Below are 15,474 nucleotides of genomic sequence, written 5' to 3' on the forward strand. Positions count from 1 at the left end.
AGCGCTCTCCTGCGTACCGGGACTCCGCTCGCCGTCACTCGCCGATCCCTTGTACGGACCCACGCAGGCGGCGCAGGCCGATCTCTGCGCGGCTCGGGATCGGGCCCGCGAACGCTGTGAAAGGGCTGACGGTAGCCGATGAGCATGAGCACCGAGGACAAGCTTCGCGACTACCTGAAGCGCGTCACCGCGGACCTCCGCCGCACCCGGCAGCGGCTCGACGCCGCCGTCTCCGGTGAGCAGGAGCCCATCGCGATCATCGGCATGGCCTGCCGCTACCCCGGCGGCGTCGCCTCCGCCGACGACCTGTGGCGCGTGGTGCGGGAGGGCGAGGACACCGCCTCGGCGTTCCCCACCGACCGCGGCTGGGACATCGCGCGCGCCCTGGACAGCTCCGCGTCGCTGCTGCCCGAGGGCCGCGACGCCGAGGGCTTCTTCCTCGACGACATCGCCGGCTTCGACGCCGGCTTCTTCAGCATCTCGCCGCGCGAAGCCCTGGCCATGGACCCGCAGCAGCGGGTCATCATGGAGATCGCCTGGGAAGCCCTCGAACACGGCCGCCTCGTGCCCGCCTCGCTGCGCGGCAGCTCCACAGGCGTCTTCATCGGCGCCACCCACCAGGACTACGGCCCACGCCTCAGCGACCCCGCCGAGGGCGTCGAGGGCCAGCTCATGACCGGCTCGCTGCCGAGCGTGATCTCCGGCCGGGTCGCCTTCGCCCTCGGCCTGGAGGGCCCGGCGCTCAGCGTCGACACGGCCTGCTCGTCGTCCCTGTCCGCGCTGCACCTGGCGTGCCAGTCGCTGCGGCAGAAGGAGTGCAGCCTCGCCCTGGCCGGCGGCGTCACCCTCATGCCGACACCGGGCATGCTCGTCGACTTCGAGCACCAGGGCGGGCTGGCCCCCGACGGCCGCTGCAAGGCGTTCGCGGACGCCGCCGACGGCACGGGGCTGGCGGAGGGCGCCGGGATCGTCCTCGTGGAGCGGCTGTCGGATGCGGTACGCAACGGGCACCGGGTGCTCGCGGTGGTACGCGGCTCGGCGATCAACCAGGACGGCGCGTCCAACGGCCTCTCGGCACCGAACGGCCCGTCGCAGCAGCGGGTGATCCGGCAGGCGCTCGCGAATGCGGGTTTGTCGACTTCGGATGTCGATGCGGTCGAGGCGCACGGTACGGGTACGACGCTGGGCGACCCGATCGAGGCGCAGGCGCTGCTGGCCACGTACGGGCAGGAGCGGGCCGAAGACGCCCCGCTGTGGCTGGGGTCGGTCAAGTCCAACATCGGGCACACGCAGGCCGCGGCCGGCGTCGCGGGTGTGATCAAGATGGTGCAGGCCATGCGGCACGGGGTGCTGCCCCGGACCCTGCACGTGGATGAGCCGTCGTCGCACGTCGACTGGTCGTCGGACGCGGTGCGGCTGCTCACCGAGGCCACGGACTGGCCGGACGCGACGGAACGGCCGCGGCGGGCGGCGGTGTCGGCGTTCGGGATCAGCGGGACGAACGTCCACGTGATCGTCGAGCAGGCGCCGGACGCGGAGGACGGCGCGGCGGCCGAGACGGTTACGGAGCCGGGTGGGGTGGTGGCGTGGCCGGTGTCGGGGCACACGCCGCAGGCGCTGGCGGAGCAGGCGGGACGGCTGCACGGGCACCTGAGCGAGCGTGACGAGATCAGCCCGGTTCAGGCTGCGCACAGCCTGGTCGCTACGCGTTCCGCCCTGTCCCACCGCGCGGTGGTCGTGGGCGGAGGGCGGGACGAACTGCTGGAGGGGCTGGCCGCGGTAGCGGCGGGCGAGCCTTCGGCGCGGGTCGTGAGCGGGAGCGTGCAGCCGGGCGGGAAGACGGTGTTCGTCTTCCCGGGCCAGGGCGCCCAGTGGGCCGGCATGGCCGCCGACCTGATCGCGGCCGAGCCCGTCTTCGCGCAGGCGATCGCGGACTGCGAGGCCGCCCTTTCCGTCTACGCGGAAGACTGGTCACTCCGTGACGTACTGGCCGACCCCGAGGGCGCGTTGCTGGAGCGGGTCGACGTCGTCCAGCCCGCATTGTTCGCGGTCATGGTGAGTCTCGCCCGGCTGTGGCAGCACCACGGGATCCAGCCGGACGCGGTCATCGGCCACTCGCAAGGCGAGATCGCCGCCGCGCACGTCGCCGGGGCGCTGAGCCTTCAGGACGCGGCGAAGGTCGTATGCCTTCGTAGCCAGGCCATCCGGGCGCTGTCCGGTCAGGGTGCGATGGCGTCGATCGCCCTTCCTCACGCGCAGGTCGCTGAGGAAATCGCCGCGTGGGACGGGAAACTGTCGGTCGCCGTGGTCAACAGCCCCACCGCCACCGTGATCTCCGGCGACACCGACGCCGTCACCGCATACCTCGCCCAATGCGAGAAGACAGGCGTACGCAACCGGCTGCTTCCCGTCGACTACGCCTCCCACGGCCCCCACGTCACCGCACTCCGCGACACCCTCCTCACCACGCTCGACGGCCTGGAGCCCCAGGCCGCCGCGATTCCCTTCCACTCGACCGTCACCGGCGAGGAATTCGACACCACCGGACTGACCGCCGAATACTGGTACACCAACCTCCGCGAAACCGTCCGCTTCCACGACACCCTCACCCAGCTGATCGACAGCGGCCACACGACGTACGTCGAAGCCAGCCCCCACCCGACACTGACCACCGCCATCACCGACACCGACCCGGCAACCACCGCCACCGGCACCCTCCGCCGCCACGAACACTCGCCGAGTCAGTTCCACCTCGCCCTGGCGCACCTCCACGCCCACGGCGCCCCCGTCGACTGGCACCACACCCCCACCACCCCCGCCGACCTCCCCACCTACCCCTTCCAGCACGAGCGCTTCTGGCTCGATGTCCCCACCGGCGGCGGCGATCCCGCCTCGCTCGGCCTCCAGGGCGCCGAGCACGCCCTCCTCGGCGCGACCATCCAACTCGCCGACGACAACAGCCAGTCCACCGTCTTCACCGGCAGCCTCAGCCTGCGTACCCACCCCTGGCTCGCCGACCTCCAGGTGGGCGGCACCGTCGTCCTCCCGGCAGGCGCGTTCGTGGATCTCGCCCTGCACGCGGGTTACCACACGGGCCACCAGCACCTGTCCGCGTTCGAGATCCACCGCCCGCTGCCGCTGCCCGAGCAGGGCGGCGTTCAGCTCCAGGTGATGACCGCGCCCCTCCCGGACACCGCCGAGCGCCGGATCACGGTGCACGCGCGCACGGAGACCGACGAGCCGTGGGTCCTGTACGCGACGGGCTCGCTGACGCCGGCGGTTTCCTCCCCCACCGGCGATCTCACCGCCTGGCCGCCCGCCGGCGCGCAGCAGCTCACGGTCTCCGAGGTCTACGCCGAGCTGGCCGCGCGAGGCTTCGAGTACGGGCCCGCCTTCCAGGGGTTGGCGGCGGCCTGGCAAGACGGCGACGACCTGTACGCCGAGGTGCGTCTGGACGACGACGCCGACCCGCAGGGCTACGGGCTGCACCCCGCCCTCCTTGAGGCCACCGTTCAGCTCTTCGGCGCCGCCCCGCAGCCGACCGGGCGCGATGGCGTCCGGCTCCCGCTGCGCTGGGAGGGCGTCAGCCTGCACGCAGTCGACGCCACGTCCCTGCGCGTCCGGCTCCGCCCGACCGGGCCGGGTACGGCCTCCCTGCTGCTGGCCGACGCCGCGGGGCGGGCGGTCGCGGAGGTCGAGAGCATCGCTCTCGGCGGGGTGGACACGGCGGAGTTGTCCTCCACCGACACGGGCGTACGCAACCGGCTCTTCGCCGTTGAGTGGTCACCCACCTCCCAGCCGCGCGCCCTCGACGCCATCCCCGCGAACTGGACCGTTCTCCCGGTCGGGGCGGCGGCGGACGTCGTGCCGTCTTCGGCGGCCCTTCTGGCCCTGGAGCCCGCGGACCCGGACAGCCCGCTGCCGACGCACGTCCACCACGCCGCCGCGCAGGCACTCGGACACGTACAGGAATGGCTCGCGGACGAGACGAACGCGGACCGTCGTCTCGTCGTCGTCACCCAACGGGCGGTGGCCACCACTCCCGACGAGGACATCGCCGACCTCGTCCACGCTCCCCTCTGGGGCCTGATCCGCAGCGCCCAGAGCGAGAACCCCGGCCGCATCATGCTTGCCGACACCGACGGGCACCCGGACAGCCGGACCGCTCTGCCCGCCGCGCTGACCCTCGACGAGCCGCAGGTCGCCCTCCGCGAAGGGACCCCGTACGCCTCCCGGCTTGTCCGCCACACGCCTGCCGGCCAGCCCCTCGCGCTCAACTCCGAGGGCACGGTCCTGATCACCGGCGGTACGGGCACCCTCGGCGCCCACACCGCCCGCCACCTCGTCGCCGCGCACGGCATCCGGCATCTGCTGCTCACCAGCCGCTCCGGCCCCGACGCCGCGGGGGCCGCCGAACTGCGCGACGAACTCACCGCCCTCGGCGCCGACGTGCGCATCGCCGCCTGCGACACGGCAGACCGCGACCAACTCGCCGCACTCCTCGACACGGTGCCCGCCGACCGTCCCGTCACGGCGGTCTTCCACACCGCCGGCACCCTGGCCGACGCGACCCTCCCCAACCTCACCGGCGACCACCTCACCACCGTCCTGCGGCCCAAGGTCGACGCGGCCTGGCACCTCCACGAACTCACCGAGCACCTGGAGCTGGACGCCTTCGTCCTGTTCTCCTCCGCCGCCGCGACCTTCGGCGCCCCGGGCCAGGCCAACTACGCCACGGCGAACACCTTCCTCGACGCCCTCGCCGCGCTCCGCCGCCACCGCGGCCTGCCCGCCGTCTCGCTCGGCTGGGGCCTGTGGGCCGAGGCCAGCGCCCTGACCGGGCGACTGGACGACACCGACGTGGCCCGCCTGGCGCGTAGCGGCCTCACGCCCCTCACCACCGCGCAGGGCCTCGCCCTCCTCGACGCCGGTGTCACCGCCGCCCACCCCCACCTCCTGCCCGTCGCCCTCAACACCGCAGCCATCGACCCGGATGTCGCGCCGGCGGTGCTGCACGGACTCGCCCGCCGGCGGCGTACCGCGGCCGCGGGGGCGGGGGCGGGCGGCGGCTTCGCGGAGCAGTTGCGCGGGATGCCGGAGGCGGAGCAGCGGGAGCGGCTGCTCGGCCTCGTCATCTCCCACGCGGCCGTCGCCCTGGGCCACGCGAGCAGCGCATCGCTCGATCCGCACCGGCCTTTCCGCGAGTTGGGCTTCGCGTCCCTCACGGCCGTGGAGCTGCGCAACCGCCTCGCCAAGGCGCTGGGCGTGGCGCTGGAGACGACGGTCGTCTTCGACTACCCGACGCCCCACGCCCTCGCGGATCACCTGCGCGAGACGCTGCACCTCGCCGGCCCCGCGCCGCAGCGGGCGACGGCGACGGCGCGGGTGGTGGCGGACGAGCCGGTCGCCATCGTCGGCATGGCCTGCCGCTTCCCGGGCGAGGTCAGCTCGCCGGAGGACCTGTGGCGGCTCCTTCTCGACGGCGGGGACGCGGTCGGGGACTTCCCCGTCAACCGCGGCTGGGACGTCGAGTCGCTGTACCACCCGGACCCGGACCACCCGGGGACCTCGTACGTCCGCAAGGGCGCGTTCCTGCACGAGGCCGCCGACTTCGACGCCGAGCTGTTCCACATGAGCCCGCGCGAAGCGCTGGCCACCGACCCGCAGCAGCGGCTGCTGCTGGAGACGGCGTGGGAGGCGTTCGAGCGCGCGGGCATCGACCCGCAGTCGATGCGCGGTACGGACACGGGCGTGTTCACGGGCGTGGTCAACCACGACTACCTGAGCCGGCTGTCGTCTGTCCCGGACGAGTTCGAGGGCTACCGCCGCATCGGTACGGCGCCGAGCGTGGCGTCGGGCCGGGTCGCGTACACCTTCGGGCTTGAGGGCCCGGCGGTGACGGTGGACACGGCGTGCTCGTCGTCGCTGGTGGCGCTGCACCTGGCGTGCCAGTCGCTCCGCCAGGGCGAGTGCGACCTCGCGCTCACGGGAGGGGTCTCGCTCATGGCGAGCCCGGACCTGTTCGTGGAGTTCAGCCGGCAGCGCGGGCTTGCGCCTGACGGGCGCTGCAAGGCGTTCGCGGGCGGTGCGGACGGGACGGGCTGGTCGGAGGGCGTGGGGCTGCTGCTCGTGGAGCGGCTGTCGGACGCGCGGCGCAACGGGCACAAGGTGCTGGCGATCGTGCGCGGGTCGGCGGTCAACCAGGACGGGGCTTCCAACGGGCTGACAGCACCGAACGGGCCGTCGCAGCAGCGCGTGATCCGCCAAGCGCTGGCCAACGCACGGCTGTCGGCCACGGACGTGGATGCGATCGAAGCGCACGGTACGGGTACGACGCTGGGTGACCCGATCGAGGCCCAGGCGCTGCTGGCCACGTACGGGCGGGAGCGGTCGGAAGACGCCCCGCTGTGGTTGGGATCGGTCAAGTCCAACATCGGGCACAGCCAGGCCGCCGCCGGTGTGGCCAGCGTGATCAAGATGGTCATGGCGCTCCAGGAGGGCGTCCTGCCCAAGACGCTGCACGTGGACGAACCCTCGCCACACATCGACTGGTCCACCGGCTCGATGCGCCTCCTCACCGAGCACGTCACGTGGCCGGAGACGGCGGGACCGCGCCGGGCGGGTGTCTCCTCGTTCGGGATCAGCGGCACGAACGTGCACATGATCCTGGAGCGCGACACCGAGTCCGACGGTGCATCCGCCGACTCCGCCGGTACGTCGCCGCTGCCGGCCGGGCCGGTGGTGTGGCCGCTGTCGGGGCACACCGCGCAGGCGCTGGCGGCGCAGGCGGAGGGGCTGCGGGCATGGCTGACCGAGGGTTCTGAGGGCGACGTGCACGCGGTGGCTGCCTCGCTGGTCAACTCCCGCGCTGCCCTGGATCACCGGGCGGTGGTCTTCGGTACGGACCGGGACGAGCTGCTGGCCGGGCTGGATGCGGTTGCGCGCGGTGAGGAGTCCGTCCGGGTTGTGGTGGGGCGGTACCGGGCGGGGAAGCTCGCGGTGCTGTTCACCGGCCAGGGCGCACAGCGCCCGGGCATGGGTGCCGGGTTGTACGGAACGTACCCGGTGTTCGCCGAAGCACTGGACGCGGCGTGCGCGGCGCTGGACGCGCATCTCCCGCAGCCGCTCAAGCCCCTGCTGTTCGCCGACGCCGACAGCATCGAAGCTGAGTTGCTCAACGACACGACGTACACCCAGCCAGCGCTGTTCGCGTACGAAGTCGCCCTGTACCGGCTCGCGGAGTCCTTCGGGATCCGTCCCGACTTTCTCGCCGGTCACTCCATCGGGGAGTTGACCGCGGCTCACCTTGCCGGGGTATGGACCCTTGCTGACGCGGCCCGCCTCGTCGCCACCCGCGGGCGGCTGATGGGCGGCCTGCCGGCCGGCGGAGCCATGCTGTCCGTCACCGCCCCCGCCGACACCCTTACGCCGCTGGTCGACGGCACGGATGTGGAGATCGCGGCGGCCAACAGCCCCACCCACACCGTCCTGACAGGCATGGTCGACGCCATCGAGCAGGTCGCGTCCCGCTGCGAGGACGCCGGGCTGCGAGCCCGCCGCCTGCGGGTCAGCCACGCCTTCCACTCCGCGCAGATGGACCCGATCCTCGCCGACTTCCGCCAGGCAGTAGCCGACACCCCCGCCCAGGCCCCGGCCCTGCCGGTGATCTCCAACCGCACCGGACAACCCCTCACCCCCGAGCAGGCCGCCTCACCCGACTACTGGGCCGACCAACTCCGCCACACCGTCGAGTACACCGCCGTGACCACCCACCTCGAACAGGCCGGCACCACCACCTACCTCGAACTCGGCCCCGACACCACCCTCACCACCCTCACCACCGACACTCTGCTCACTCCCGCCACAGCGGTGGCGGCCCAGCAACGCAACCAAGGCCAGGTCGAGGCATTCACCGCAGCTCTCGCCACAGTCCACACCGTGCACACCCCCGTCACCTGGCCCACCACCGCGCGGAGCACCGACCTCCCCACCTACGCCTTCCAGCACGAGACCTACTGGCTCCACGACACCCCCACCCCCAACCTCACCTCCACCGGCCTCTCCCCCGCCGAACACCCCCTCCTCGGCGCGGCCGTTGATCTTGCCCGAGGCGACACCGCCGTCTTCACCGGCAGCCTCAGCCTCCGCACCCACCCCTGGCTCGCCGACCACACCATTGCTGACCGGGCTCTCCTCCCCGCGACAGCTTTCGTGGATCTCGCCCTGCACGCGGGGCTGCACCTCGGGTGCGCGAAGCTGGCGGACCTCACCCTCGCGGCTCCGCTCGTCCTGCCGGCGCACGGCTCCGTCCAGGTGCAGGTCACCGTGGCGCAGGTCGGCATCGGTGACTCCGAGGCGCGGACCGTGACCGTCCACTCGCGCGCGGAGGGCTCCGAGGAGCCCTGGACGGAGCACGCCACCGGGCTGCTTGAGCCCGAGACGGAAGGCGCCCAGTCCGCGTCGCCCGCCGTGGAGACCTGGCCCCCGGCCGACGCCGAGGCGCTTGACGTGTCCGGTCTCTACGACGACTTCGCCGCGCAGGGCTACGCCTACGGTCCCGGGTTCCAGGGCCTCACGGCCGCCTGGCGCAGCGGTGACAGCGTGTGGGCCGAGATCGTCCTCGACGCCGACACGGAGGTGTCCGGCTTCGGCGTCCACCCTGCGCTCCTCGACGCCGCGCTGCACACCCTCGCGCTCGATCCCGTGACCAGTGGGCACACGGCCGACGAGGTGAAGCTGCCGTACAGCGTCTCCGGCGCCCGGCTGCACGCCACCGGTGCGTCCGCGGCCCGGGTGCGGCTGACGCCGACGAGTTCGACGACGGCGACGGTGGCCCTGTACGACGGCTCCGGCCGACCGCTGCTGGACATCGACGTGCTGACGCTGCGCGCGGTCGACCCCCAGCGGCTGCGCGCCGGGGCCACCACGGACCGCGGCGGCCGGCTGTTCAGCGTCGAGTGGGCGGAGTTGGAGCGTACCGACCACGTCCCGCCGCCCGCGGTGCGCGTCTTCGCCGCCGGGCCCGACGCCGCTTCTCTCCCCGTACCGGCCGAGGCGCTGCTGCCTGCCGTCGGCCCCGGGGGACTGCCGCTCCACGCGCAGGTTTCCGCGGTCGCCGAGCAGGCTCTGCGGGTCGTACGGGACCGGCTGGCGGACGGGGCACCGGAGACGTACGTCGTCGTCACCCGGAATGCCGTGGCCACCGGCCCGCACGGGGACGTCGACCTCGTGCACGCGCCCCTGTGGGGTCTTCTCCGCAGCGCGCAGAGCGAGCACCCGCACCGCATCCTCCTCGTCGACGTGGACGAGGACCCGGCGTCCGCCGCGGCCCTGCCGTCCGCGATCGCCGCCGCGGTCGCCGAGCGGGAGTCGCAGGTGGCGATCCGGGCGGGCGTGCCGCTGGTCCCGCGCCTCACCCGGTACGAGGCGTCCGGCGAGCGCCCGGTGGCGTTCCGCGCGGGCGGCACCGTCCTGGTCACCGGCGGCACCGGCGCGTTCGGCTCCCGGATCGCCCGGCACCTGGTCGACGCGTACGGGGTACGTCACCTGGTGCTCGCCGCCCGGTCGGGTCCGGACTCCGCGCAGGCCGCCGCCGTTTGCCGTGAGCTGGGTGAGCTGGGCGCCGAGGCCACCGTCGTCGCCTGCGACGCGGGCGACCGCGACAGCCTCGCCGCCGTGCTCGCCGCGATCCCCGCCGAGCGTCCGCTGTCCGCCGTCGTCCACGCGGCCGGCGTGCTGGACGACGGGCTCGTGGACTCCCTGACGCCCGAGCAACTGGCGCGCGTGCTGCGGCCGAAGGCCGACGCGGCGTGGCATCTGCACGAGCTGACGCGGGACCTGGACCTGGACGCCTTCGTGCTGGTCTCGGCCGGCGCCGCCACCCTGGGGACGCCCGGTCAGGCCAACTACGCCGCCGCCAACGCCTTCCTCGACGCCCTGGCCGCGCACCGCCGGCACGTCGGGCTGCCCGCGGTCTCGCTCGCCTGGGGCTTCCTCGCGCAGGACGCGGGGATGACCGGCGGGCTCGACGAGCGGCAGCGGGCCCGGCTGGTCCGCAACGGCGTCGTGCCGCTGGCGCCGGAACGGGCGCTGGAGTTGTTCGACGCCGCGCTCGCCACCGCCGACGCGCCCGCGCACCTGCTGCCGGTCGCCGTGGACGCCGCCGCCCTGGCACAGGACGCCGTCCCGCCGCTGCTGCGCGGGCTCGTACGCCGCCGCCGTACGGTCGGCGCAGCGGCCACGGGCCGTACGCTCGCGTCCGCGGACGGGTCCGCCGAGCTGGCCGCGCTGCCCCCCGAGGCCCGCCTCGCGCGACTGACCGAGCTGGTCGGCGCCCGGGTGAGCGCCATCCTCGGGCACACGGACGGACGTACGCTCGACCCCGGGCACACCTTCGGCGACCTCGGCTTCGACTCGATGACCGCCGTCGAACTGCGCAACCAGCTCACGGCCGCCACCGGTCTCCCGCTGCCGGCCACGCTGATCTTCGACTATCCGACGCAGCAGGCGCTGGCCGCATACCTGGACAGCAGGTTCACCGGCCCGGGCGCAGCGCGCACCACCGCGCGGGAACAGCAGCAGGACGACGATCCCATCGCCATCGTCGGCATGGCCTGCCGCTACCCCGGCGGCGTCGCCTCCCCCGACGACCTGTGGCAGCTCCTCGCGGACGGCCGGGACGCCGTCAGCGGCTTCCCCGCGAACCGCGGCTGGGATCTCGCCTCGCTGTACGACCCGGACCCGGACCGGCCCGGCACGTCGTACGTCCGCGAGGGCGGATTCCTGCACGAGGCGGGGCAGTTCGACCCGGCGGTCTTCGGCATGAGCCCGCGGGAAGCGACCGCGATGGACCCGCAGCAGCGACTGCTGCTGGAGACGGCCTGGGAGGCGTTCGAGCGCGCGGGCATCGACCCGCAGTCGGTACGCGGCAGCAGGACCGGTGTCTTCGCGGGCGTCATGTACAGCGACTACGCGGCGAGGTTCCTCCCGAACGCCCCCGAGGGCTACGAGGGCCAGATCGGCAACGGCAGCGCGCCGAGTGTGGCGTCGGGGCGGGTGGCGTACGCGTTCGGGCTTGAGGGTCCGGCGGTGACGGTGGACACGGCGTGCTCGTCGTCGCTGGTGGCGCTGCATCTGGCGTGCCAGTCGGTACGGAGCGGGGAGTCGACGCTCGCGCTGGCGGGCGGCGTGACCGTGATGTCGACGCCCAGCACCTTCGTGGAGTTCAGCCGCCAGCGCGGGCTGGCGCCGGACGGCCGCTGCAAGCCGTTCGCGGCGGGCGCGGACGGGACGGGCTGGTCGGAGGGCGTGGGGCTGCTGCTGGTGGAGCGGTTGTCGGACGCCCGCCGGCACGGGCACGAAGTGCTGGCGGTCGTACGCGGGTCGGCAGTCAACCAGGACGGTGCGTCCAACGGCCTGACCGCGCCCAACGGTCCGTCGCAGCAGCGGGTCATCCGACAGGCGCTCGCGAATGCCGGTTTGTCGACTTCGGACGTGGACGCCGTGGAGGCGCACGGTACGGGTACGACGCTGGGCGACCCGATCGAAGCGCAGGCGCTCCTCGACGTCTACGGGCAAGAGCGGCCGGAGAGCGCACCGCTGTGGCTGGGGTCGCTGAAGTCGAACCTCGGGCACACGCAGGCCGCGGCGGGCGTCGCGGGCGTGATCAAGATGGTCGAAGCCATGCGGCACGAGCTGCTGCCGCGGACGCTGCACGTGGACGAGCCGTCCCCGCACGTGGACTGGACCGCGGGTGCGGTGGAACTGCTGACCGAGCAGCGGCCGTGGCCGGCGGCGGATGCGCGTCCGCGGCGTGCGGGCGTGTCGTCGTTCGGCATCAGCGGTACGAACGCGCACGTGATCGTCGAGCAGGCTCCGGTGACGGAGGTGCGTGAGCCGGAGGGGCTGGAGTCGGTGCCGGGGCCGGTGGTGTGGCCGATCTCGGGGCACACCGCGCAGGCGCTGGCGGCGCAGGCGGAGGGGCTGCGGGCATGGCTGACCGAGGGTTCTGAGGGCGACGTGCACGCGGTGGCTGCCTCGCTGGTCAACTCCCGCGCTGCCCTGGATCACCGGGCGGTTGTCTTCGGTGCGGACCGCGAGGAGTTGCTGGCCGGGCTGGATGCGGTTGCGCGCGGTGAGGAGTCCGACCGGGCTGTGGTGGGGCGGTACCGGGCGGGGAAGCTGGCGGTGCTGTTCACCGGCCAGGGCGCGCAGCGCGCGGGCATGGGTGCCGGGTTGTACGACACGTACCCGGTGTTCGCCGAAGCACTGGACGCGGCCTGCGCGGCGCTGGACGCGCATCTCCCGCAGCCGCTCAAGCCCCTGCTGTTCGCCGACGCCGACAGCCCCGAGGCGGAGCTGCTCAACGACACGACGTACACCCAGCCAGCGCTGTTCGCCTACGAAGTCGCCCTGTACCGGCTCGCGGAGTCCTTCGGGATCCGTCCCAACTTCCTTGCCGGTCATTCCATCGGGGAGTTGACCGCGGCTCACCTTGCCGGGGTATGGACCCTCACCGACGCGGCGCGGCTGGTCGCCACCCGCGGGCGGCTGATGGGCGGCCTGCCGGCCGGCGGCGCGATGCTGTCGGTCACCGCCCCCGCCGACACCCTTACGCCGCTGGTCGACGGCACGGATGTGGAGATCGCGGCGGCCAACAGCCCCACCCACACCGTCCTGACCGGCACCACCGAGGCCATCGAAGCAGTGGCGTCCCGCTGCGAGGACGCCGGGCTACGAGCCCGCCGCCTGCGCGTCAGCCACGCCTTCCACTCCGCGCAGATGGACCCGATCCTCGCCGACTTCCGCCAGGCCATCGCCGACACCCCCACCCAGGCACCCACCCTCCCGGTGATCTCCAACCGCACCGGACAACCCCTCACCCCCGAGCAGGCCGCCTCACCCGACTACTGGGCCGACCAACTCCGCCACACCGTCGAGTACACCGCCGTGACCACCTGTCTGGAGCAGGCCGGCACCGGCACGTACCTCGAACTCGGCCCCGACACCACCCTCACCACCCTCACCACCGACACCCTCACCACCCCCGCCACAGCGATAGCCGCCCAACACCGCAACCAATGCCAGGTCGAGGCGTTCACCGCGGCCCTCGCCACCGTCCACACCACCCACGCCCCCCTCACCTGGCCCACCACCACCCACACCGTCAAGCTCCCCACCTACGCCTTCCAGCACGAGACCTACTGGCTCCACGACACCCCGGGCCGCACCGCCGGTCCGCAGCGCCAGGACGCGGTCGAGGAGCAGTTCTGGCGGGCCGTCGAGCAGGGCGACCTCGACTCGCTCGCCGCCACCCTCGGGCTCGGCGGTGCGACGGGGCAGGATCCGGAGGCCGTGCTCTCGCCCGTGCTGCCGGTGCTGTCCTCGTGGCGTAAGCGGCAGACGGAGTTGTCGGCGGTCTCCACGTCGCGCTACCAACTGGGGTGGGCTCCCCTCTCCGAGCCCTCGTCCGTCGCGCTCTCCGGGCGCTGGCTCGTCGTCGTACCCGATGCGCTGAACGGGTCGGCCGAGCCGGACGGTTGGGCATCGTGGTGCGCCGAGGCGCTGCGCGGCGCCGGGGCGGAGGCCGTCACGCTGGCGGTGGACACCGCCGCCACGGACCGTACGGACCTCGCCAAGGCCCTCGGCACGCTGGTTGACGACGACGGCGGTCCGGTGGCGGGTGTCGTGTCTCTGCTGGCGCTCGCCGCCGACGACGGCCCCGGCCACCTCGCACTCGCCGCCTCGGTGGCCCTCGTCCAGGCACTCGGCGACGTCGGTTGGGACGCGCCTCTGTGGAGCCTCACCAGCGGCGCGGTGTCGGCCACCCCGTCGGAGCCCGTGCACCGGCCCGCGCAGGCGCAGGTCTGGGGCATGGGCAGGGTGGTGGCGGCCGAGCACCCCGACCGCTGGGGCGGTCTGGTGGACGTCGCCGGGCCGCGGGACGCGCGGGTCGGCCGGATGCTGGCCGCGACGCTGTCCGGCTGGGGCGGCGAGGATCAGGTGGCGCTCCGCCCGGGCGGCGCCTTCGGCTGCCGGCTGCGTACGGCCGCGACCGCTCGTACGCCCGAACGCGACTGGCGGCCGTCCGGCACCGTGCTGGTCACCGGCGGTACGGGCGCGCTCGGCGCCCATGTCGCCCGCTGGCTGGCCGACCGGGGTGCCAACCGACTCGTCCTCACCAGCCGTCGCGGCGAAGAGGCCCCGGGTGCGGCGGAGTTGCGCGCGGAGCTGGCCGCCGGGGGTACGGACGTCACCGTCGCCGCCTGTGACGCGGCCGACCGCGAGGCGCTGGCCGCGGTGCTGGCCGCGATCCCGCCGGAGCAGCCGCTGACGGCCGTGGTCCACGCGGCGGGTGTGCTGGACGACGGCGTCGTGGACGCGCTCACGCCTGAGCGGCTGGAGCGCGTGCTCCAGCCGAAGGTGACCGCCGCCGTCAACCTGCACGAGCTGACCGCGGACCGCGACCTGGACGCCTTCGTCCTGTTCTCCTCGGTCGCCGGTGTCCTCGGCGGCATGGGCCAGGCCAACTACGCGGCGGCCAACGCCCACCTCGACGCCTTCGCCGAGCACCGGCGCGCGGCGGGTCTCCCGGCGACGTCGATCGCCTGGGGCCCGTGGGGCGGCGGGGGCATGGCGGCCGACGAGGCGGTGGAGCGCAACATCGAGAACACCGGCATCCGGCCGCTGGCTCCCGACACCGCGGTCGCGGCGCTTCAGGAAGCCCTCGACCGGAACGAGACGCACCTCGTCGTCGCCGCTCTCGACTGGCCGCTCGTGTCCGCCTCGCAGGCCGACGTGATCCGGCGCAATCCGCTGCTCGGCGAGTTCCCGGAGGTACGGGCCGCGTGGCAGGCCGCGGAGAGTACGGCGGCGGAGGGCGTGGCGGCGGCCGGTGCCCTGCGGCAGCAGGTCCAGGGCGCGGGCTCGCGGGCCGACCGCGAGCAGATCGTGCTGGACCTCGTACGGGAACGCACCGCGACCGTACTCGGCCACCGGGCCGCGGACGCCGTCGAGCCCGACAAGGCGTTCCGGGACCTCGGGCTGGACTCGCTCGGCAGCGTCAAGCTCCGTAACGCCCTCAACGCGGGCACCGGGCTGAAGCTCTCCGCCACCCTCCTCTACGACTACCCGACCCCCCTGGCCCTCGCCCGCCACCTGCTGGACGGGATCGCCGAGGAGGACACGGCCAGCGAGGCGTCCGTCCTCGCCGAGCTGGAGAAGCTCGACGAGACCCTGCGGACCCTCGCGCTCGACGACGGCGGCCGGCGCAAGATCGCCGGCCGGCTCCAGGTGCTGCTCGCCAAGTGGGGCGACGGCCCCGACTCCGGCGACGAAGAACAAGCCAACCAAGACCTCGACGCGGTGACCGCGGAAGAGCTCTTCGACCTGATCAGTGACGAGTTCGGGAAATCGTGATGGCGCTCCCCACCGCACCGAACACGCCCACGACCCACCCCGATCGCTCAAGGAGCT

Annotated in this window: 1 protein-coding gene; it reads left to right on the plus strand. The window is 73.6% G+C overall.

Annotated elements, in window-relative coordinates; all coding sequences use genetic code 11:
- Positions 1 to 144: 144 nt before the first annotated feature.
- Entirely contained in the window at positions 145 to 15,417 is a 15,273-nt protein-coding gene (locus QBL21_RS17845) for a type I polyketide synthase (protein ID WP_407563197.1), read from the plus strand.
- Positions 15,418 to 15,474 lie beyond the last annotated feature (57 nt).

This window comes from Streptomyces sp. 184 (genome assembly GCF_045781775.1).
Lineage (GTDB): Bacteria > Actinomycetota > Actinomycetes > Streptomycetales > Streptomycetaceae > Streptomyces.

Bases quoted from the DNA above. Each gene is read 5' to 3' on its own strand.
- QBL21_RS17845 (WP_407563197.1), top strand. From the start codon at position 145: ATGAGCACCGAGGACAAGCTTCGCGACTACCTGAAGCGCGTCACCGCG.